The organism is Streptomyces sp. NPDC021100, assembly GCF_044333095.1.
Classification (GTDB): Bacteria; Actinomycetota; Actinomycetes; order Streptomycetales; family Streptomycetaceae; genus Streptomyces.
The window spans coordinates 105,188-124,172 of the sequence record NZ_JBIRQH010000007.1 but is presented as its reverse complement, the minus strand read 5'-3'; the positions used below and the strand labels follow the sequence as shown (position 1 = coordinate 124,172).

The 18,985-nt window shown below is 71.6% G+C and carries 22 protein-coding genes and 2 pseudogenes; 12 read left to right on the top strand and 12 right to left on the bottom strand.

Going from position 1 to position 18,985, the window contains the following annotated elements; all coding sequences use genetic code 11:
- Window positions 1–167 precede the first annotated feature (167 nt).
- The gene (locus ACH4PU_RS15995; RefSeq protein WP_398271800.1) at window positions 168–353 is read right to left on the bottom strand and encodes a hypothetical protein; all 186 of its coding nucleotides are present in this window, start codon (window positions 351–353) and stop codon (window positions 168–170) included.
- A 405-nt stretch (window positions 354–758) separates the two neighbouring features.
- On the opposite strand from ACH4PU_RS15995, the gene ACH4PU_RS15990 reads away from it, so the two are divergent.
- The 3 genes from ACH4PU_RS15990 to ACH4PU_RS15980 all read left to right on the top strand — a co-directional run bounded on the left by ACH4PU_RS15990 (window position 759) and on the right by ACH4PU_RS15980 (window position 2,568).
- Entirely contained in the window at window positions 759–1,661 is a 903-nt protein-coding gene (locus ACH4PU_RS15990; RefSeq protein WP_398271798.1) for a helix-turn-helix domain-containing protein, read from the top strand.
- A gap of 15 nt (window positions 1,662–1,676) precedes the next feature.
- Window positions 1,677–1,871: a DUF397 domain-containing protein gene (locus tag ACH4PU_RS15985; protein WP_398271796.1), complete on the top strand. Its 195-nt coding sequence runs from the start codon at window positions 1,677–1,679 to the stop codon at window positions 1,869–1,871.
- A gap of 268 nt (window positions 1,872–2,139) precedes the next feature.
- On the top strand, window positions 2,140–2,568 hold the full coding sequence (locus tag ACH4PU_RS15980; RefSeq protein ID WP_398271794.1) for an NUDIX hydrolase: 429 nt from the start codon (window positions 2,140–2,142) through the stop codon (window positions 2,566–2,568).
- A 9-nt stretch (window positions 2,569–2,577) separates the two neighbouring features.
- On the opposite strand, the gene ACH4PU_RS15975 is transcribed toward ACH4PU_RS15980, so the two are convergent.
- On the bottom strand, window positions 2,578–2,826 hold the full coding sequence (locus ACH4PU_RS15975) for a hypothetical protein (protein WP_398271792.1): 249 nt from the start codon (window positions 2,824–2,826) through the stop codon (window positions 2,578–2,580).
- A gap of 74 nt (window positions 2,827–2,900) precedes the next feature.
- On the opposite strand from ACH4PU_RS15975, the gene ACH4PU_RS15970 reads away from it, so the two are divergent.
- From ACH4PU_RS15970 to ACH4PU_RS15950, 5 genes and pseudogenes are all read left to right on the top strand, one after another.
- Window positions 2,901–3,695 (top strand): SDR family oxidoreductase, encoded by a 795-nt coding sequence (locus ACH4PU_RS15970; RefSeq protein WP_398271790.1) that lies wholly within the window; start codon window positions 2,901–2,903, stop codon window positions 3,693–3,695.
- Window positions 3,696–3,796: 101 nt separating this feature from the next.
- A pseudogene (locus tag ACH4PU_RS15965) lies at window positions 3,797–4,628 on the top strand (IS5 family transposase).
- 146 nt (window positions 4,629–4,774) lie between these two features.
- Window positions 4,775–5,968 (top strand): alpha/beta fold hydrolase, encoded by a 1,194-nt coding sequence (locus tag ACH4PU_RS15960; protein WP_398271788.1) that lies wholly within the window; start codon window positions 4,775–4,777, stop codon window positions 5,966–5,968.
- Window positions 5,969–6,040: 72 nt separating this feature from the next.
- A complete protein-coding gene (locus ACH4PU_RS15955) occupies window positions 6,041–6,703 on the top strand; it encodes a TMEM175 family protein (protein WP_398271786.1) in 663 nt (220 codons plus the stop codon).
- 9 nt (window positions 6,704–6,712) lie between these two features.
- The gene (locus ACH4PU_RS15950) at window positions 6,713–7,063 is read left to right on the top strand and encodes a hypothetical protein (protein WP_398271784.1); all 351 of its coding nucleotides are present in this window, start codon (window positions 6,713–6,715) and stop codon (window positions 7,061–7,063) included.
- 23 nt (window positions 7,064–7,086) lie between these two features.
- Here ACH4PU_RS15950 and ACH4PU_RS15945 read toward each other — a convergent pair whose 3' ends face one another.
- The 6 genes and pseudogenes from ACH4PU_RS15945 to ACH4PU_RS15920 form a co-directional block, all read right to left on the bottom strand.
- Window positions 7,087–8,142 (bottom strand): alpha/beta hydrolase, encoded by a 1,056-nt coding sequence (locus ACH4PU_RS15945; RefSeq protein WP_398271782.1) that lies wholly within the window; start codon window positions 8,140–8,142, stop codon window positions 7,087–7,089.
- Between the two features lie 20 nt (window positions 8,143–8,162).
- On the bottom strand, window positions 8,163–9,173 hold the full coding sequence (locus ACH4PU_RS15940) for an SDR family NAD(P)-dependent oxidoreductase (RefSeq protein ID WP_398271780.1): 1,011 nt from the start codon (window positions 9,171–9,173) through the stop codon (window positions 8,163–8,165).
- 13 nt (window positions 9,174–9,186) lie between these two features.
- Entirely contained in the window at window positions 9,187–10,353 is a 1,167-nt protein-coding gene (locus ACH4PU_RS15935) for a UDP-N-acetylglucosamine--N-acetylmuramyl-(pentapeptide) pyrophosphoryl-undecaprenol N-acetylglucosamine transferase (protein WP_398271779.1), read from the bottom strand.
- Window positions 10,354–10,719: 366 nt separating this feature from the next.
- Window positions 10,720–10,845, bottom strand: a pseudogene (locus ACH4PU_RS15930) (IS630 family transposase); the annotation flags it as partial.
- A gap of 27 nt (window positions 10,846–10,872) precedes the next feature.
- Window positions 10,873–11,097, bottom strand: a complete 225-nt coding sequence (gene infA / locus ACH4PU_RS15925) for a translation initiation factor IF-1 (RefSeq protein ID WP_398271777.1) — start codon at window positions 11,095–11,097, stop codon at window positions 10,873–10,875.
- Window positions 11,094–11,897, bottom strand: a complete 804-nt coding sequence (locus ACH4PU_RS15920) for a GNAT family N-acetyltransferase (RefSeq protein WP_398271775.1) — start codon at window positions 11,895–11,897, stop codon at window positions 11,094–11,096. Before ACH4PU_RS15920 ends, infA begins: the two co-directional genes overlap by 4 nt.
- A 318-nt stretch (window positions 11,898–12,215) precedes the next feature.
- Between ACH4PU_RS15920 and ACH4PU_RS15915 the strand changes: the two genes are divergently transcribed.
- Entirely contained in the window at window positions 12,216–12,605 is a 390-nt protein-coding gene (locus tag ACH4PU_RS15915) for a VOC family protein (protein WP_398271773.1), read from the top strand.
- 101 nt (window positions 12,606–12,706) lie between these two features.
- On the opposite strand, the gene ACH4PU_RS15910 is transcribed toward ACH4PU_RS15915, so the two are convergent.
- Window positions 12,707–13,159 carry a winged helix-turn-helix transcriptional regulator gene (locus ACH4PU_RS15910; RefSeq protein ID WP_398271771.1) on the bottom strand — a complete coding sequence of 151 codons (453 nt, stop codon included), beginning with the start codon at window positions 13,157–13,159 and terminating at the stop codon, window positions 12,707–12,709.
- Between the two features lie 96 nt (window positions 13,160–13,255).
- On the opposite strand from ACH4PU_RS15910, the gene ACH4PU_RS15905 reads away from it, so the two are divergent.
- On the top strand, window positions 13,256–14,503 hold the full coding sequence (locus ACH4PU_RS15905; RefSeq protein ID WP_398271769.1) for an MFS transporter: 1,248 nt from the start codon (window positions 13,256–13,258) through the stop codon (window positions 14,501–14,503).
- Window positions 14,504–14,688: 185 nt separating this feature from the next.
- Here ACH4PU_RS15905 and ACH4PU_RS15900 read toward each other — a convergent pair whose 3' ends face one another.
- The 3 genes from ACH4PU_RS15900 to ACH4PU_RS15890 all read right to left on the bottom strand — a co-directional run bounded on the left by ACH4PU_RS15900 (window position 14,689) and on the right by ACH4PU_RS15890 (window position 16,798).
- Window positions 14,689–15,336 (bottom strand): class I SAM-dependent DNA methyltransferase, encoded by a 648-nt coding sequence (locus ACH4PU_RS15900; protein WP_398271766.1) that lies wholly within the window; start codon window positions 15,334–15,336, stop codon window positions 14,689–14,691.
- A 65-nt stretch (window positions 15,337–15,401) separates the two neighbouring features.
- A complete protein-coding gene (locus tag ACH4PU_RS15895) occupies window positions 15,402–16,442 on the bottom strand; it encodes a hypothetical protein (protein WP_398271764.1) in 1,041 nt (346 codons plus the stop codon).
- The gene (locus ACH4PU_RS15890; RefSeq protein ID WP_398272158.1) at window positions 16,439–16,798 is read right to left on the bottom strand and encodes a PadR family transcriptional regulator; all 360 of its coding nucleotides are present in this window, start codon (window positions 16,796–16,798) and stop codon (window positions 16,439–16,441) included. Before ACH4PU_RS15890 ends, ACH4PU_RS15895 begins: the two co-directional genes overlap by 4 nt.
- Before the next feature lie 302 nt (window positions 16,799–17,100).
- Here ACH4PU_RS15890 and serC point away from each other — a divergent pair, with 302 nt between their 5' ends.
- Both serC and ACH4PU_RS15880 read left to right on the top strand, forming a co-directional pair.
- Window positions 17,101–18,222, top strand: coding sequence for a phosphoserine transaminase (gene serC, locus ACH4PU_RS15885; protein ID WP_398272156.1), 1,122 nt, complete (start codon window positions 17,101–17,103; stop codon window positions 18,220–18,222).
- 76 nt (window positions 18,223–18,298) lie between these two features.
- Window positions 18,299–18,817, top strand: coding sequence for a DinB family protein (locus ACH4PU_RS15880; protein ID WP_398271762.1), 519 nt, complete (start codon window positions 18,299–18,301; stop codon window positions 18,815–18,817).
- Window positions 18,818–18,985 lie beyond the last annotated feature (168 nt).

Here is an 18,985-nt window from a genome sequence, read left to right as displayed (position 1 = left end):
CCCGCCTCCGCCACCGCCGCTGGCCCCGCCGGCTCCTCCGCCACCGTTCTCACCCGGCTCCCCGACGTTCCCCAGGGTGAGAAACGCTTCTCCTCCGCCTCCACCGCCCCCGCCCGCACCCCCTCCTCCGCCACCACCGGCGCCCCAGAGGTAGACCGTCACCTCCTTCACTCCCGCCGGGCGCTGCCACGGTGATCGCCCGGAGTGGTGAACACGGCTTTCCCAGCCGCCTGTTGCGCCCGCGCCGGGGGCGCGCCGGGCAGCACGAGCAACGGTGCGACGACGCCGAGCGCAACGGCCCCAAGGCGCAGGCTCCTGCCGGTGGCCGCGCTGCGGGCCGTTTCTGTGGTCATGCGTGGCCTCCTCACGCGGCGGCGTCGGCGGCGCCGCCGCCTGTGTCCTGACGTCCGGGTACGTCCCCGGCCCGGGACAACGAGCGGATGATCCGACAGGCGCTTCGCATCATCCGAACTACTGACGAACGCACGTCGCGTGGACGTCGGCGCCGCGCCACGCGCTCCGACGGCACGGGCCTGGCCAGGGCTGCCCTCATGAGGTCACCTCCCTCGCGGATCTCGGTACCGCGCCCTCGACGCCGTCCGTGGCTCGGCCGCCTCCTGGGACGCCCCAACGGGCGTGCAGACGACTGCACTTCGGACCTTCCCGGCGTGTGGCCCGGTGCTGCGCAGGACCATAGGGGCCGCCGTTGCACGCTTGCAACCACGCTGGAAGCTTCATGCACCGGCTAGACCCGTCAGATGGCACACGCGAGACTGTGCCGCAGGCCCAGGAGAAGGAGCGAGAGCGGCATGCCACCAAGGACGGCACCCACTGCGCGGCAACAGCGAATCGGCGCCGAGTTGCGCAGGATGCGGGAGCAAGCGGGCTTGAACGTCGCCGAAGCCGGGCGCCTGATCAGCGCGGATCGCAGCCGCATCAGCAACATCGAGGCCGGACGGCTCGGTGTGAGCGCGGAGCGCATCCGCACATTCGCCGGTCTCTACGCATGCTCGGACGGCGACTTCGTCGAGACCTTGGTTCGGATGGCGGAGGAGCGTCACAAGGGTTGGTGGGAGCAATTTCGGGGAATCCTGGCCACCAGCATGCTCGACCTCGCGGAGCTGGAATACCACGCCGCGAGCTTGACGGTTATGCAGTTCGCGTACATCCCGGGGCTCCTCCAGACCGAGGAATACGCGGCAAGCCTCTTTCGGAACACCGTTCCGCCGCTGAGCTCAGTAGAGGTGGAACGCCGGGTATCGCATCGAATGAGCCGAAAGTGCGTGATGCAGCGCGACCCCGCGACACCGTGCACCTTCGTGATCCACGAAGCGGCGCTGCGGATGATCCACCCCGGCAAGGAGGGTCAGCTCCGACAGTTGGAGCGACTGCTGGAGATGAGCACCCACGACGGCCTCACCCTTCACGTGATCCCCTTCTCCCACGGTTCGTTTCCGGGGGCCAACAGCTCCTGCACCTACGCTGCGGGGCCGGTTCCGCGACTGGATACGGTACAGATCGACACCGCGCACGGGTCGCTCTTTCTCGACACCGACTCGCACCTCGAAAACTATCGATGCATCCTGCGGCACGCCAAAAAGACCGCCCTCTCCCCGAGGGCCTCCCGGGATTTCATCCGCAGCGTCGCGAACCAATTGTGAAGGCAAGGCATACCGATGTCGGAAGCGAAGTGGCAAAAGTCTTCCTTTTCCAACGACAGAGACGAGTGCATAGAACTGGCGAGTGAGATCCCCGGCGAAGTGCTGATTCGCGAGAGCGATGCACCAGGAGTGACCATCAAGGCGTCTCGCGCCAAGTTGCGCACCTTCATCTCCGGCGTCAAGGCCGGTGGATTGAGTCACCCGATTTAGTGCACCAGCAAGCTCGGCCGCCCTCCACCTGTGCAGGTGGGGGGCGTTTGTCATATGCCGGTGCAACCGTTCACCGGTGAACCCTTGCACCGGGACTCCGTGCGCCGCTACCTTCCGTACGTCGCCACTGCTCCGGGCGACGTCGAACCGCGCCGCAGGAACTCGCCGGGCGCGGCAGGCAGTTCGGGTCGCCGCACTGCCACTGTCCGACCTCCGCGTTCGCCACTCTCCCCCAGGGGAACCATCCGCCCGCGCAAGGAAGTGAGCCATGCCCCCCACCCCCCACATCGCCGGCCTCGCGCACCTCACCGACACCGAAGGCCGTCTCCTCATGCTCAAGACCGCAGAGGGCAATTGGCGACTGCCGGGCGGCCCGGCGCTCCCCAACGAGTCGGCCCGGAACGCGATGGCCTACCACGTACGCCGGGACCTGCACATCCGGGTCGAGCCCCGGTTCGTCCTCGGCATGGAGCCGATCGTCGGCACCGGCTCCAGCGCGTACCTGTTCGCGTGCGACAACCTCCAGGCGGACGACATCGCACGCATCCAACTACCGGGCGCCCGAACGGAGATCACCGCCTTCGCCTTCGTCGACTACCCCGGCATCGCCGAGGGCGTCAGCCCACACGAACACCTCCTCATCACCGGGGCGGCGACGGCCTTGAGGACGCCGGATGGCCGTGAGGGCCGGTTGTGAACGTGCTGGTCACAGCCACTTGTTGAGGAATGTGACCAGCACGGTCGCCTCGTAGCGGACCGCGAGCTCGTCATACCGCGTGGCTACAGCCCGGTGGCGCTTGAGGCGGTCGATCCCGCACTCGACCGCGTGCCGCTGCTTGTGGTCGTCCTTGTCGGACTTGGGCGGCCGTCCGCCTCGCGAACCCCGCTTGGGGCGGTCGCGGACGCGGTCCGTCGGCACCGGGATCCGCTTGCTTGGAGTGCACTCTAAGGTCATAGCGTTGAGACAGCCGAACCGAACACCCAACGCGTCGACGCTTCACCCCGCACGACCAACGAGAATGGCGGCAAGTGGTAGACAACCAATTCACAACGCATGCAGCACTTTTCGATCTGAGTGGAAAGCGCGCGCTCGTCACCGGTGGCACCCGAGGCATCGGAATGATGATCGCGCGTGGCCTTCTCCAGGCAGGCGCCCGCGTGGTCATCAGCTCACGCAACGCAGAAGTGTGCGCTCAGGTACAGGAACAGCTGTCCGAATTCGGTGAAGTGCGGGCCATTCCCGCCGACCTGTCCCGCCACGACGAGTGTCGGCGGCTGTCCGACCTCGTCACCGCCGACTCGGAACGCCTCGACATCCTCGTCAACAACGCGGGCGCCATGTGGGACGAGCCGCTGGCGACGTTCCCGGACGCGGCCTGGGACACGGTCGTCGACCTCAACCTGAAGTCGCCGTTCTGGCTGGTCCAAGCGCTGCTGCCCGCACTTCGCAGGGCGGGCACCGCCGACGATCCCTCGCGGATCATCAACGTCGGCAGCATCGCCGCCATCCACATCCCCCAGCGGCCCAACTACTCGTACTCCAGCAGCAAGGCCGCACTGCATCAACTCACCAGAGTGCTGGCCAAGGAACTAGGACCGCAGCACGTCACCGTGAACGCCGTGGCACCGGGACCGTTCCCGTCGATGATGATGGCCGCAACCCTCGATGAGCTCGGCGAGGCGATCGCGGCGGCGGCCCCACTACGCCGGATCGGCCGCGACGACGACATGGCGGGTGTCGCCGTGTTCCTCGCCAGCCGGGCAGGCGCATACCTGACAGGCGCCGTGATCCCCGTGGACGGCGGCATCGCCACGACCGCGTAGGCCACCTAAGGTCTGTTCGCGAGAGTTGTTCTAGATCGAGATGATTACGTCCTGCGGGACGTGGGGACCTAGCGGACGGCCAGTGGGCACGACTCGAGCCGCTGTTGCCGCGGGGCATGACGTCGGGCCGTCCGCCGGTATGGACGCGGCGGCAGCTGATAGACGGCCTACGGTGGCGGACCCGGCCGGGTGCTCCCTGGCCTGACGTGCCGGAACGCTACGGGCCGTGAAACCGGGTCCATGACCTGTTCCTGCGCCGGCAGCGCGATGACACCTGGGCCAGGATCGTCACTCAGCCGCAGGCCGAGGCGGATGCCAAGGGCCTGATCGCCTGGGACGTGAACATCGAGTCCACGGTCTGCCGGGCCCACCAGCACGCAGCTGGGACGGCGAAAAAAAGGGGGGCACCTCCAGAAGAAACCGCCCGGCGGGACCACCGGCGAGCCGGCCGGCCACGGGCTCGGACGCTCCCGGGGTGGCCTGACCAGCGAGGTCCACCTCGCCGTCGAGCAGGGTCAGCTGCCGCCATCGGTGGTGAACACCACCGGACAGCAGGGCGATTCGCCTCGGTTCGAGTCGGTCCTGGAAGCGATCCGGGTGCCCCGGCTCGGCATCGGCAGGCCTCGCATACGGCCGGACCGAATCCGGGCCGACAAGGCGTACGACTCCCGCAGCACTCGCGCCTCCCAGCGCAGACGCGAGATCAAGGCCGCGATCCCGGTGCCGACGGACCGCGTCCGCGACCGTCCCGAGCGGGGTTCGCGAGGCGGACGACCGCCCAAGTTCGACAAGGACTACGACAGGCAGCGGCACGCGGTCGAGTGCGGGGTCAACCGCCCCAAGGGCCACCGGGCTGTAGCCACGAGGTATGACGAGCTCGCGGTCCGCTACGAGGCGACCGTGCTGGTCGCAGTCCTCAACGAGTGGCTGTGACCAGCACTTTCACAACTGGCCCTAGGCGAACCGGGCGGCCCGGCGCCGACCGGAGCGCCTCCCGCCACCAGGCGCTCCGGTTGGCACCGGGCCGCCCTGGGTAGGGCGAGATGGTGCCGTTCGTCCCCAGACGAGGAGAACCCGCCGTGAAATCCCTCTTCGAGGATGAGTCGTTCTCCTTCGAGACCCTGCGTACCGCGTGCTTCGCCGCGTACGGCGGGGCCGATCTCGGCGAAGTGATCGTCACCGCGCGGGCGATCGCGGACGGCGACGAGGACGCCTGGTACCGCCGGTGGCGCGCCACCGCCGCCCGCGTCCATGAGCAGGGCGACAAGGCGCTCGCGGCCGGGCAGCGCGTCGGTGCGCGCGAGGCGTTGTTACGGGCGTCGAACTACTACCGGACCGCCGAGTTCTACCTCCGCGACGACCCGTTCCGCGACGACCGGGCCAAGGAACTGGCGGGCCTCGCCCGCAGCACGTTCGCGACCGCCGCCGCGCACCTCGACACTCCGGTGGAACGGGTGGCGATCCCGTACGGGGACACCACCCTGCCCGGCTGCCTCTTCCTCGCCGACGACTCGGGTGCACCGCGCCCCACGATCGTCTTCACCAGCGGGTTCGACTCCATCCTGGAGGAGGCGTACTTCGCCGTCGCGGCGTCGGTGCTGCGCCGCGGCTACCACTGCCTGGCCTACGACGGCCCGGGCCAGGGCGCCGCACTCCGCGAGCAGCGGCTGTTCTTCCGGCCCGACTGGGAGGCGGTCGTCACCCCGGTACTGGATTACGCCCTGACCCGCCCGGAGGTCGACCCCGACCGCGTCGTCCTGTACGGCTACAGCTTCGGCGGCCACCTCGTGCCGCGCGCCGCCGCGTTCGAGCACCGGGCCGCCGCGCTCGTCCTCGACGGCGGCATCTACAGCTACTTCGACGCCACCACCCGGCCGCTCCCGCCGTGGCTGCTCCAGTGGACCCTGGACGGCCGGGACGACGACGCGGAGCGCGTCCTGAGGATGGCGATGACAGGCAGCACCTCCCTGCGGTGGGCGCTGCGCAACGGGGTGTGGACGTTCGGCGCCGACTCGATCGCCGACTACGTCCGCCACTCCCGTGCCTACACGCTGGACGGCGTCGTCGACCGGATCACCACGCCCGCCCTGATCTTCGACCCGGAGGACGACGCCTTCTTCAAGGGCGAGCCCGCCCGGCTGCACCAGGCCCTCCGGGCGCCCAGCACCCTCATCACTCTGCCGGCGGCCGACGGGCTCGGCGAGCACTGCGCGTACGGCGGCCGCTCCACCCTCCACCAGCACATGTACGACTGGCTCGATCAGACCCTCTGAGCCGCCCCCTCGGTTCCCGTGCGCTCGCGCCCGCCCCCACCACGTCGAAGATCCCGACGACAGGGAGTCCTCATGAGCACCGAGATGAGCACCGACGCGCGGCTCGAAGCCGGGCTCTCGCCGGAGAGGCTGGCCTTCTTCACCGATGCGATCTTCGCGATCGCGATGACCCTGCTGGCGGTGGAACTCAAACACCCGGACGAAGGGCAGCTCGGCTCCGGGCGCGCGCTGTGGGGCTTCCTGGCCGGCCAGCGGAGTTCCTACCTGGCGTTCGCGTTGGCGTTCATGCTGCTCTGGTCGGTGTGGCGGCGCCATCACGTGCTGATGGACGGGGTCCGCCGGCTGTCCAGGGCGTTCGCGTTCTGGCACGCGCCGTTCCTGCTCCTGGTGGCGTTCCTGCCGTTCCCGACGGCGGTCATCGGCGCCTCGATCACCAATCCGCTGGCGCAGACCCTGTTCGCGGGCACGATGGCCGCCATGGTGTGCTGCGAGGCGGCCGTGAAGGAGATCGCCGTCGGCGCCGGCTTGGTCGTCGGCGCTCCTGCCGGCACGCGCCGCCAGGCCGACGCCTCGTGGTCCGTCGGCTTCTGGTTCGTCCTCAGCGCCGCTCTCGCCTGGGTGTCCCCCTACGCCTACGTCCTGTGGTTCGTCGCGCACAGCGCCGCCGCCTACGGCGGGCCCCTCCTGGGGCGGCTCCGTGCCGGCCGGGGCTCGGTCGTCGACGGACCTCGGTAGCTTAGGCGCATGTCTTCTGCACTTGTGATCGGTTACGACCCTCAGGGCATACCCGGTGCCGACGGTACCGCTCTTCGGGCCGCCCTGGACGCCGAGTTGGCCCGTTTCGGCGAGCACGGCATCCAGGCGGCCATGGCACTCGTCCGCTTCGACGCGTCGGCCGAGCCGGCACTCGTCGCGTCGTTGACCGAACGTCCGTGGGACGTGGTCGTGATCGGCGGCGGGATCCGCAAGACCGAGCAACTGCTGCCCCTCTTCGAGCAGATCGTGAACCTGATCCGCCAGCACGCGCCACAGGCCGCCATCGCGTTCAACAGCAGCGGCGGGGACAGCGTCGAAGCGGCTCAGCGCCGGCTCTGAGCCCGCGGACCCCGGTCACGGCGCTAGGACGGCGTGGGGCCCGTCATGTGCTTGCTGATCCACTGGATCGGCCCCATTCCCATGCTCGGCACATAGGTCTTGGCGTTGTGCTCGCCGTCCGGGATCTCCCGCAGCATGGTGTGCACCGGGCCCTTGTCGCCGTGGGACGCGATGAAGTCCTTGGTGTTCTTCATCGACGTCCGCTCCTTGGTGCCGACCTGGAAGGCGAGGTAGACGTCCGGCCCCTTGCCGTCGGTCAGCCGCTTCGCCAGCACCTGAGGATTGTTCGCGGCCTTCTCCTCGGAGTGGCCGGCCCACAGCGGGGAGTCGGGGACGATGTCCGGGCCGGACGCGATCACGGCCTTGAAGCGATTCGGCTTCTGGAGCACCGCCTTCAGGCCCGCGAAGGCACCGGAGGAGGAGCCCATGAAGGCCCAGCCGTCACGCTCCTTCAGGGTACGGAAGTTGGCCTTGATCAAGTCGGGGACGTCCTCGGTGAGCCAGGTGCCCATCTTGGGCTGCCCGGGGATGTCGCTGCCGTCGTAGTAGTTCTTGTCGTCCGGGTTGAGCACCGGCATCGCCACGATGAAGGGCAGGCTCTTGCCCTCCTCCGACCACTGGGCGATCGACGACTGGAGCTTGAGGTCCGTCCCCATCCAGTAGTTGACCGGGTAGCCGTTGCCGCCGGGCAGGGCGATCAGGACGGGGAAGCCGGACTTGGCGTACTTGGGGTCGTCGTACTGCTTCGGGGCCCAGACCCACACCTTGCCCTTGAAGCCGGACTTCTTGCCGTCCAGGGTCACCACACCGATCTTGGTGCCGTCCCGCACGGTGTTGGCGACGCGGAAGTCGGCCTTCGGTCCGGTGGGCATGAGGGTGCCGCGGGCGCCGGTGACCCCGCCGCTGTCGTCGCCGAAGGTGATCGGATCGCCCTCGTCGGAGAAGGCACCGGTGCACTTCAGTACCGGCCAGGCGATCAGGGCCAGGGCGGCCACGCAGGCCACCGCCCATATTCGGCGGCGTTTGGCCGTTGTCCGGCGGTGTTTGGTCGTTGTCCGGCGGTGTTCGGTCGTCGTCATGCCGTCGTTCCCGTTCTCGCTCAGACCTGGTAGCGGTCGGGGGCGAAGAGGTGCAGGTGGTCCCTGACCCAGTCCGAGGTGCGGGCGAGGCCCTCCTCCAGGTCCACCCGCGGGCTCCAGCCGGCCCATTCGCGGGCGCGGGAGTTGTCCGAGAGCAGTCGCTCGACCTCGCTGCCGGCCGGGCGCAGCCGCGTCTCGTCCACGACGACCTTCGCGTCCCGGCCCGAGGCGCGGATGAGCGAGGCCGCCAGGTCGCCGACGGAGATCTCGCGCCCGGTGCCGAGGTTGACGGCGTGCCCGACGGCCCGGTCGCAGTCGGCGAGGGCCAGGAAGCCCTCCGCGGTGTCGGTGACGTAGGTGAAGTCACGGGTGGGCGTGGTCGAGCCCAGCCGGATCTCGTCGGCGCCGGAGTGCAGCTGGGCCAGGATCGCGGGGATCACCGCACGCGCGGACTGGCGCGGCCCGTAGGTGTTGAAGGGGCGCACCACCGTGACGGGGAGCTCGAAGGAGTGCGCGTACGACAGCGCCAGCATGTCCGCGCCGATCTTCGAGGCGGAGTACGGCGACTGGGGCTGCAGCGGATGGTCCTCCCGGATCGGGACGGTCCGGGCCGTGCCGTAGACCTCGCTGGTCGAGGTGTGCAGCATGCGGCGCACGCCGTGGCGGCGGCAGGCCGCGGCCACGTTCTCCGTACCGGCCACATTGGTCTGCACATACGCCTCGGGGGCCGCGTAGCTGTACGGGATGCCGATCAGCGCCGCCAGGTGGAAGACGGTGTCGCACCCGGCGACGGCGTCCGCCACCCGGTTCGCGTCCCGCACGTCCCCGGCGAGGATCTCCACGGGGGATTCCGGCCCGAAGTACCGGGCCAGATGGCCGCGTTCGGCGTACGGCTTGTAGTGCGCCAGCGCCCGTACCCGGGCCCCGCGCTCCACCAGCAGGTCCACCAGGGTGGAGCCGATGAATCCCTCGGCGCCGGTGACCAGGACCGTCCGGTCGCGCCAGGCGGTCCGGTCGTCGTTCGCGTTCATGTCCTCGTGCCTCTCAACTCGTCGTCAGGGCGGCGGGGGTACGGCCGGCGAGGCGCAGCGCCCACGTCGCCATCAGGTCGGCGGCCGTCGCGTGGGTGCCGGGGTGAGCCGCGGCGCCCATCGCGGCCAGCCGGTGCGGTGCGGCGAGCAGCGGGCCGATCAGCTCCGCCAGCCGGTCGCCGTCCGCCTCCGCGTCCGGCAGCAGCAGCCCGGCGCCCGCGTCGGACAGCACCCGGGCGTTGTGGGTCTGGTGGTCGTGCGGGGCGTGCGGGTAGGGGACGAGCACGGCGGGCATCCCGAGGGACGACAGCTCCGCCACCGTGGCCGAGCCCGCCCGGCACACCATGAGGTCGGCGGCCGCGTAGGCCAGGTCCATGCGGTCCAGGTAGCCGACGGCCGTGGCGACGCGGTCGGATCCGTCCGCGGCCAGCCGGGCCCGGACCGCCTCCAGCGCCGCCGGGCCGGTCTTGATCAGCAGATGGACGTCCGGCCGAGTGCGCCAGAGCCGCGCCAGACCGACCGCGGCCTCGGTGAGCCGCGCCGCGCCGAGGCTGCCGCCGTTGAACAGCACGAGCCGTGCGTGCGGCGGTAGGCCGAAGACGCGTCGGGCGGTGCCGCGAAGGGCCGCCCGGTCGAGCCCCGCCACCGCCCCGACCAGGGGCATGCCCACGGTCCGTGCCCGCCCGGCGGCCCGGGCCGGGAGATGCCGGCGCGTCCGGTCGAAGGCCAGCGCCACATGCGGGGTGAGCGTCGCCGCGAAGCGGTTCGCGCGCCCCGGTACCGCGTTGGACTCGTGCACCAGCGCGGGCCGGCCCGCCAGCCGTGCGCCGAGCACGGCGGGCGCGCCGGGGTAGCCGCCCATGCCGATGACGACCTGGGCGCCCTGCTCCTCGATCACCTGCCGCGCCTGGAGTCCCGAGCGGAGCAGGTCCGCGGGAAGCAGGAATCTGCGGACGCCCAGCGACGGGTCGAAGGGGATCATGTCGACCGTGTGCAGCCGGTACCCGGCCTCCGGTATCAGCCGCGTCTCCAGGCCGCGCTCCGTCCCGACGAAGCTGACGACCGCGTCCGGGACGGCTCTGCGCAGCGCCTCGGCGACGGCCAGCCCCGGATAGATGTGGCCGCCGGTGCCGCCCGCCCCGATGACCACCGAGAGGGTGGCGTCGTGTGCTGTAGCCATGGCCACAGCGTGGCGAAATGTCCTAAGAAGGTTTTAAGAGGTGGTTTAGGGGGTGGGTGGCCCGGCCACCGGGGGCGTCCACATGTTCCGTACGAAGTCCGCGATGTCCCGCACGAAGTCCGCGCGCCGTCGCCCCGCACGGGCCGCGACCGTCGCCCTGGCCGTCGCCGCACGCGTCACCGCGCGCGTCACCGCGACGGCCGGCAGTGCGCGTGCCGGCGGGGCCGTCCGCCATTCTCGGTGCAGGCCCCATGGGCTGGGTCCGGAAAGGTGTGACGACCCCGGCGTCGAACAGCCCGGTTGGCTTCGGGCGACGACGACGCCAACCGGCGCCGCTGTCAACGGATCAGGGTTCAGGCGGGATCAGGGGTCCAAGCGGGTCAGGCCGATCCCGCGGAAGCCGTCGATCACATCGCGCACGGTGTCCTCGTCGGCCTGGACCGGCTGGGCGATCACCGGCGCCCGGTTCCCGCCCGCCGAGGCGGACGGCATCAGCGCGCGCCGGTAGCGCACCCGACTCTAGTTCCGGTACCGGAAGGTGATCCGGCCGCGTGTGAGGTCGTACGGCGGGAGCTCCACCAGCACACGGTCCTCCAGCATGATCTTGATGTAGTTCTTGCGGACCTTCCCGCTGATGTGCGCGAGCACCCGGTGGCCGTTGTCGAGCTCCACGGTGAACATGGCGCTGCGCAGGCACTCGACGACCCTGCCCTGCACCTCGATGACGTTCTTGTTCCTGGTCATCGGCCCAGCTCCAGTTCCAGCTCCAGGTTGCTGCTCATCGGCCGGGCGCCGAAGCCCTCGACCAGCGCCGTGGCCGCGCGGTTGGCCTCCTGGACTTCCGCCCAGGCCGCCGCGTACCCGGCGTGGTGCAGCGTCCCCAGCGCGTGGGCCAGCAGCGCCCGCGCGATGCCGCGGCGCCGCTCGCCGGCCCGGACCGCGAGCAGCCCGATGCGCGGCCGGATCACCGTCACCACGCGGATCAGGCCCAGGTAGCGGTCCGGCCCCGCCGCCACCGCGTACTTCGACGGGGCGACGATGGTGTCGCCCGGAGGGAGGGGGATCACCTCCGCGGGCATCGAGTGCCACCCGGCGGTCGCGCCGACTTCGTCACGTATCGCGCGGTCCACCTCCCGCAGCAGGCGCTCGTCCGCCTGACCGGCGGGCACGATCGTCACGCCCGGGGGCGGCAGGACCGCCCCGAGCCCGGTGGCGCGCGGGTCGGTCGGCACGGTGTACTCCCACTCGCGGCGCCGGACCGTGAATCCGGCCCGCCGCCAGCAGGCCGTCAGTCCGGCGTCGGCTTCGTCGACCACCGTGTAGAGCGGCGTGGGCAGTTCGGCCAGCATCGCCTCGGCGAGCCGGTCGAAGACGGCGTCGTGCCAGGCGTCGACGCAGGCGAACAGGCGCCCGTCGGCCCGGCGCTCCGCGTAACCGCGGCCGACCACCAGGCCGTCGTCCAGTGCGTGCCACTGCCTGTCCGCGACGCGCGTGATCACCACGGCGTTCTCGCTCAGGCCGGAGGGGAAAGGCTTCGTATTCATCGGAGTCTCCTTCAGGAGTGCCTTGGTCTCAGGCGCTCCTGGCGACACCGAACGTCAGCCGCCGGACCGTGACGGATTGAGGGAGCACCCACGGGTAACTGCGTTCACGGGTCTCACCTCCATACGACGACTTCGCGGTCCGCCATGAACGTAACCGAGGGGCGCCGGCTCGCTCAACTTCTTTTTCGCAGCCGCTCCTTTTCGCAGCCGCGCTCGGACGCCGTCGCGTCTCGCCGTAAGATCGACGACGGCATCGCGTGCCGGTCACCGGCCGGGTGAGGCATGGAGGTGCCGGGGAGATGCCCTTGGAGGCATTCCTTGCCAGTCGAGCTGAACCACACCATCGTCCACGCCCGGGACAACCGGGAATCCGCCGAGTTCCTCACGGAACTGCTCGGCCTCGAGATCACCGCGGAGTGGGGTCCGTTCATCGCGGTCGAGCTGAACAACGGCGTCACGTTGGACTTCGCCACGATCCCCGCGGAACAGATCGCTCCGCAGCACTACGCCTTCTTGGTGTCGGAGGAGGAGTTCGACGCGGCGTACGCGCTGATCACGCGGCGCGGCATCGAGCACTACGCCGACCCGCGGCGACAGCGGCCGGGCACGGTCAACCACAACGACGGTGGCCGCGGCGTGTACTTCATGGACCCGTCGGATCACGCCATGGAGCTCATCACCGTCCCGTACGGCGGATGGCCGGCGTAGGCGCATGAGCCGGGGCCGCGTTCCGGCGCGGGGCGCGGCCCTCCGCCGGCACGACCGCCCCGCCGCGCCCGGCGGGGACACCGGCCGGCCCCCGGCCCGGCTCACCGGGCGGGCAGCTTGTGGACGACGGTGTCGCCGGGGTCCAGCCGGCGGCCGTCCGCGGACAGGACTTCCAGCGGGCGCAGAGGCCGCTCCCGGCGGCGGTCGAGGAGCTCCGAGTGGGGCTCTCCGGGGGCGAAGAAGTGCTGTTCGCCCCACTGCCGCAGCGCCACGATGACGGGGAAGAGCGCCGTGCCCTTCGGAGTCAGGACGTACTCACGGTAGGCGCTGCCGTCCGAGGCGGGGACGGATTCCAGGATGCCGCCGGCGACGAGGGTGCGCAGCCGGGCGGTGAGGATGTTCTTCGCGACGCCGAGGCTGCGCTGGAACTCACCGAAGCGCCGGCTCCCGTCGAAGGCGTCGCGGACGATCAGCAGGGACCACCAGTCGCCGATCGCGTCCACCGAGCGGGCGACGGGGCATTCGCTGTCGTCGAAGCGGGTCCTGGTCACCATGGGGTCCTCACTCTCAGGCTGGTTGCAACATGCTACCAAGCAGGTCTACGGTCGGACCCTGGTGGCAAATTGCAACCAGTGAAAGGCGGGATGCCGATGTCCGGCGACAGCAAGGCCGTGACGCGACGGACCAGTGAACTCGAAGGGGAGGTGCCCGCGTTCACGCTCACCCGCGGCCTCGTCCTCCTCTTCGCCGTGGCCTGCGGGGCGGCCGTGGCCAACGTCTACTTCTCCCAGCCGCTCCTGGTGACCATGGGCCACGACCTCGCCATGAGCCCGGCGGTCGTCGGCAGCGTCGTGACGCTCACGCACGTCGGGTACGGGCTCGGGCTGTTCTTCCTCGTGCCGCTGGGCGACGTCGCCGACCGCAGGCGGCTCGTCGTCGCCCAACTGCTGCTCCTCGTCGGGGCACTGGCCCTGGTCGCCGCCGCCCGCTCGGCGGCGCTGCTGCTCGTGGGCATGGCGGCGACGGGACTGCTCGCCGTCGTCACGCAGACGCTGGTGGCCTTCGCGGCCTCCCTCGCCCCGCCCGCCGGGCGCGGGCGGGTCGTCGGCCTCGTCACCAGCGGCGTGGTCACCGGGATCCTGCTCGCGCGCACCGCGTCCGGCCTCCTCGCCGACCTCGCGGGCTGGCGGTCCGTCTACATCGCCTCGGCGTCGCTGACCGCGCTGCTCGCCCTCGTCCTGCACCGCGTGCTGCCGCGCCGCGGCGCCACCGCGCCGACCGCTCTGCGCTACGGACAGCTCCTGCGCTCCACCCTCACCCTCTTCGCCCGGGAACGGCTCCTGCGGCTCCGGGCCGCGTTCTGCCTGCTGGTCTTCGCCTCCTTCAGCACCCTGTGGAGCAGCATCGCCCTGCCGCTCAGCGAGGCCCCGTACCACCTCTCCCACAGCGCGATCGGGGCGCTGGGCCTGATCGGGGTCGCCGGCGCCCTCGCCGCGACCGTCGCCGGCCGCCTGAACGACCGCGGGCTCTCGCAACGGACCACCGGCATCGCCCTGGCCCTGCTCACCGCCTCCTGGCTGCCCCTGGCCTTCACCCGCGGTTCGTTCTGGGCCCTCGTCGTCGGGGTGATCGTCCTCGACCTCGCCGTCCAGGCGGTCCACGTCACCAACCAGACGCTGATCTACGCCCTGCACCCCGACGCGGGCAGCCGGCTGATCGGCGGCTACATGGTCTTCTACTCGATCGGCAGCGCCACCGGCGCCCTCGCCGCCACCTCCCTCTACGCGGCGGCGGGCTGGGGAGCCGTCTGCGCCCTGGGGGCCGGATTCGGCTTCCTCGGGTTCCTGCTGTGGGTGCTGACTCGGGGCGGCTCGGCGGAACCCGCCTCCCGGCGCTGAGGCTTGCCCGTCACGCACACGGTCCGATGAAACGATCCGCCCCTCCGGCGACCGCTTCCGCGCGGCGTCGGCCTCCGACGGAGCGTCGGCCGACGGCGCGTTCGGGCCGGGCGGGGGCCGGTGCCCTCGCCCGGCAGGCCCGGCAGGCCGGGCGGGGGCCTCGGGCGGCTGCCTACATTTTCCGGTTACGCCTTCCGCGCCAGGAGCTGCACCTCGCGGAACTGCCGGCGGTCCGTGGGCTCCGGTTCGATCAGCAGGCGGGACGACTCCGTCAGGCCGTGCTCGCGGAGGAGGGCGGCGAAGCGGTCGGGGGACCAGCGGTAGGCCGTCGCCACCGTGTGGTCGTAGGGCTGCGGCTCGTCGTCCGGGGCGTCCGTCGCGGGGAAGGAGATCAGGAGGTGTCCGCCGGGTGCCAGGACGCGGCCGAACTCGGCCAGGATGGCGGGCAGATCGCGCGGCGGGGTGTGGATGACGGACCAGCGCGAGAGCACGCCGCCGAGCACGCCGTCCTCGATGTCCAGGGCGGACATCGAACCCGTCTCGAACCGCAGGGCGGGGTGCGCTTCGCGGGCGAGCTCGATCATGGCCGGCGAGGCGTCGACGCCGAAGGGGTTCAGGCCCAGCTCGTGGAGGTGAGCCGTGATGTGGCCCGGCCCGCAGCCGAGGTCGGCGACCGGGCCGTCGCCGTTCGTCCGCACCAGCTCGGCGAAGGCACTCAGGAGGGCGCGTTCCAGGGGGCGTTCGCGCAGGTGGTCGCGGAAGAGGTCCGCGTAGGTGGCGGCGACGGCGTCGTATGCCCCACGGGTGGTGGGGAGGGCGTCGGATTCGGTCATCCGGAGACGGTAGCGGGCCGCGTTCTCCGGTGGGGAGGGGGCCCGCGGAACGGGTCAGGGTGCCCTCACGCCGGTCCGCGACGGCCGCCGACCACTCTCCGGAGGGGGCCGATCGCCTCGGCGACCGCGTAGACCAGCACCGCCGCCGTCAGCCAGAACCAGAACGACGACAGGTCGGCCGCGCGCAGGGTGTCGAAGCCCGCGACGCCGACGGCGAGGACGAAGCCGGCGGCGCCGAGCGCCTTGCGGCGTTCCGCCCGGTGGGCCCGGCGCGGGCCGGCGGCGAGGGCCGCCGCGTACGCCTCGACGTCACCGAACTCCCGCAGCGCGCCGGGCTTTTCGCGTACGTGCGAGCGGGCCTCGGCGACGTGCTCGTACGCCTCCTTGCGGGACATCCCGTGCCGCCCCCGCAGCAGTCCCTCCAGGCGCCGCAGCCACGCCTCGGCGCCGCGCGGCCGGGGCGGGGCGAACCAGGTGTCGACCCTGTCGGCGGACAGGCGGTGCGCGCCCGCCGCCAGGGCGGCGCAGGCCGCGACCAGCAGTGGCGCCGGCAGCGCGAACAGGTGCCGATCCGGCAGGACGGACATCACGAACGAGCCGCCCGCGGCCGTGGCCACGGCCGCGCCGAGGGCCGCCCACACGGCCCGTACCCGGCCCGCCGTGCGGAGCGCGACCGCGCCGCAGACCAGCAGCACGGCCGTGGCGACCATGGCGACGGCCGCGAGCGAGACCCACGAGAAGCCGAGCCACAGCCCGTCCTCGAACCAGCGCAGCGCGGCGAGGCCGCCGCCGATGAGTGCGCCCACCAGGAGGGTGTGGGCGAACCGTTCGCCCGCCGTCACGCCGTCGAGGCCGGCCCCGGTCGGCGACGTCTCGCCGGTCTCGGTCTCGGTCTCCGCCGCGACCGCGTCGGCGTACGCGGTCGGCTCGCCGAACAGCTCCCGCGCCGGGCCGCCCGACTCGCGCACCGCCTCGTGGACGTCGGCGAGGGCCCGCTCGGTCACCTTCCGCGGCGGGAGGTGCCTCATCACCAGGTGGAACTCGAACGCGGCGGCCCACTCCTCGTCGGCCTTCCGCTCCCATCGGATGTCCGCGGCCGACGTCATGCCCTGTCCCCTCCTGATCCCGCTCCCGATGTCTCTCCCGCTCCCGCCAGTCGCGTCACCGTGCCGTGGAAGGCGGTCCACGCCGCGCGCTGCTCGGCGAGGCGGCGCCGGCCTTCACCGGTGAGGCCGTAGTACTTGCGGCCGGGGCCCTGTTCGCCCGCCTCCCACCGCACGTCGACGGCGCCTTCCTCCGCCAGCCGGGCCAGCGCGGGGTAGAGGGTGGCCGGCTTCACCGCGTCCAGACCGGCCGCGTGCAGCCGGTTGAGCAGCGCGTAGCCGTAGCTCGGGCCCTCGCCGTCCAGGATGCCCAGCAGGCACAGGTTCAGCACGGCGCGCGTCCACGCCGCCTGCGGCATCGCCAACGGGACCTCACCTTGTCCGGCTTTCCGACTATGACGAGAATGAGAATAGGTGACGCCGGCTGCTCCGCACCAGACGCCCGGCCCCGCCCGTCAGTACCTCGCCCCGCCCGTCGGTGCCTCGCCCGCCCGCCGGTGCCTCACCACGCCTGCCGGTGCCTCGCCCCGCCCGGCCGGTGCCTCGGCGCGGCCCGGCCACGCCCAACCACGCGCTCCCGCCTGCCCGAACGCACGTCTCACCCGATGGACATCCCTCCACCCGCGGCCGTACGACGGATTAGGCTGCCCCCGTGGCTGACATCCAGGCTGATATCCAGATCCCCGCCGACATCAAGCCCGCCGACGGCCGTTTCGGCGCCGGCCCGTCCAAGGTGCGCCCGGAGGCGCTCGCCGCCCTGGCGGCCACCGGATCCTCCCTGCTCGGCACGTCCCACCGCCAGGCGCCGGTGAAGAACCTGGTCGGATCCGTCCGCGACGGCATCCGCGCGCTGTTCTCCCTCCCCGACGGCTACGAGGTGATCCTCGGCAACGGCGGGTCCACCGCGTTCTGGGACATCGCCACCCACGGCCTGATCGAGTCCAGGTCGCAGCACCTCTCCTTCGGCGAGTTCTCCTCGAAGTTCGCCAAGGCCGCGAAGCTCGCGCCCTGGCTCGCGGAGCCGACCGTCGTCTCCGCCGACCCCGGCACCCACCCCGAGGCGCACGCCGAGCCCGGCACCGACGTCTACGCGCTCACCCACAACGAGACGTCCACCGGCGTCGCCATGCCGATCCGCCGCGTGGCGGGGGCGGACGAGGGCGCGCTCGTCCTGGTGGACGCCACCTCCGGCGCGGGCGGCCTGCCCGTGGACATCGCCGAGACGGACGTCTACTACTTCGCGCCGCAGAAGTCCTTCGCTTCCGACGGCGGCCTGTGGATCGGCGTCTTCTCCCCCGCCGCGCTGGAGCGCGCCGCCCGGGTGCACGCCTCCGGCCGGCACGTCCCCGAGTTCTTCTCGCTGCCCACCGCGATCGACAACTCGCTGAAGAACCAGACGTACAACACCCCGTCGCTCGCCACCCTGTTCCTCCTCGACGAGCAGCTGAAGTGGCTGAACGGCCAGGGCGGCCTGGACTTCGCCGTCCGCCGCACGGCCGCCTCGGCCCGCGCCCTCTACGGCTGGGCGGAGGCGTCCAAGCACGCCACCCCGTTCGTCACCGACCCGGCCAAGCGGTCGCAGGTCATCGGCACGATCGACTTCTCGGACGACGTCGACGCGGCGGCCGTGGCCAAGGTGCTGCGCGCCAACGGCATCGTCGACACCGAGCCGTACCGCAAGCTGGGCCGCAACCAGCTGCGCGTGGCCATGTTCCCGGCGATCGACCCGGCGGACGTCGAGGCGCTGACGGCGTGCGTCGACTTCGTGGTGGAGCGGCTGTAACGCCGTGACCTGCGGGGAAGTTCGGGAAGGCTGACGATCCGGGGCGATTGTCAGTGGTGCGTGGGAGGGTGGCTCCATGACGACGACACCCGACGGCCGACCCGTTCCGCCCCCGCTCGCCGGTGAGCGCGAGGCGCTGGAGAGCTGGCTCGACTTCCAGCGCGCGACACTCGAGACGAAGTGCCGGGGCCTCGACGACGAGCAGGTGCGCCGCACCTCCGTCTCGCCTTCCACGATGTCCCTGCTGGGCCTGGTCCGGCACATGGAGATAGTGGAACGCAACTGGTTCCAGCGGGTGTTCGCCGGACGGACGGTGCCGGAGGTCCCGGCGCACGCCGGCTTCGGGCTCGATCCCGCGCAGGGGCTGGACGAGGCCCTGGCCGCCTGGCGGGCCGAGATCGCGGAGGGGCGGGGGCTGATCGCGGACGCGTCGCTGGACGACGTGGGGCGGCTGTCGCCGGAGGAGGCGGAGGGGCTCGGCTCGGAGGTGGTGTCCCTGCGCTGGATCCTCATCCACCTGATAGAGGAGTACGCGCGGCACAACGGGCACGCGGATCTCCTCCGGGAGGCGGTGGACGGGGTCACGGGCGTGTAGCCGCCCGGCGGTTGAGCAGGGGCGGGACCTGCCGGGCGCCCGGCCCGTTCCGGACCGGGGCCGGTAGGCCGCGGGCCGGTAGGCCGCGGGCCGGTAGGCCGCGGGCCGGTAGGCCGCGGGCCGGTAGGCCGCGGGCCGGTAGGCCGCGGGCCGGTAGGCCGCGGGCCG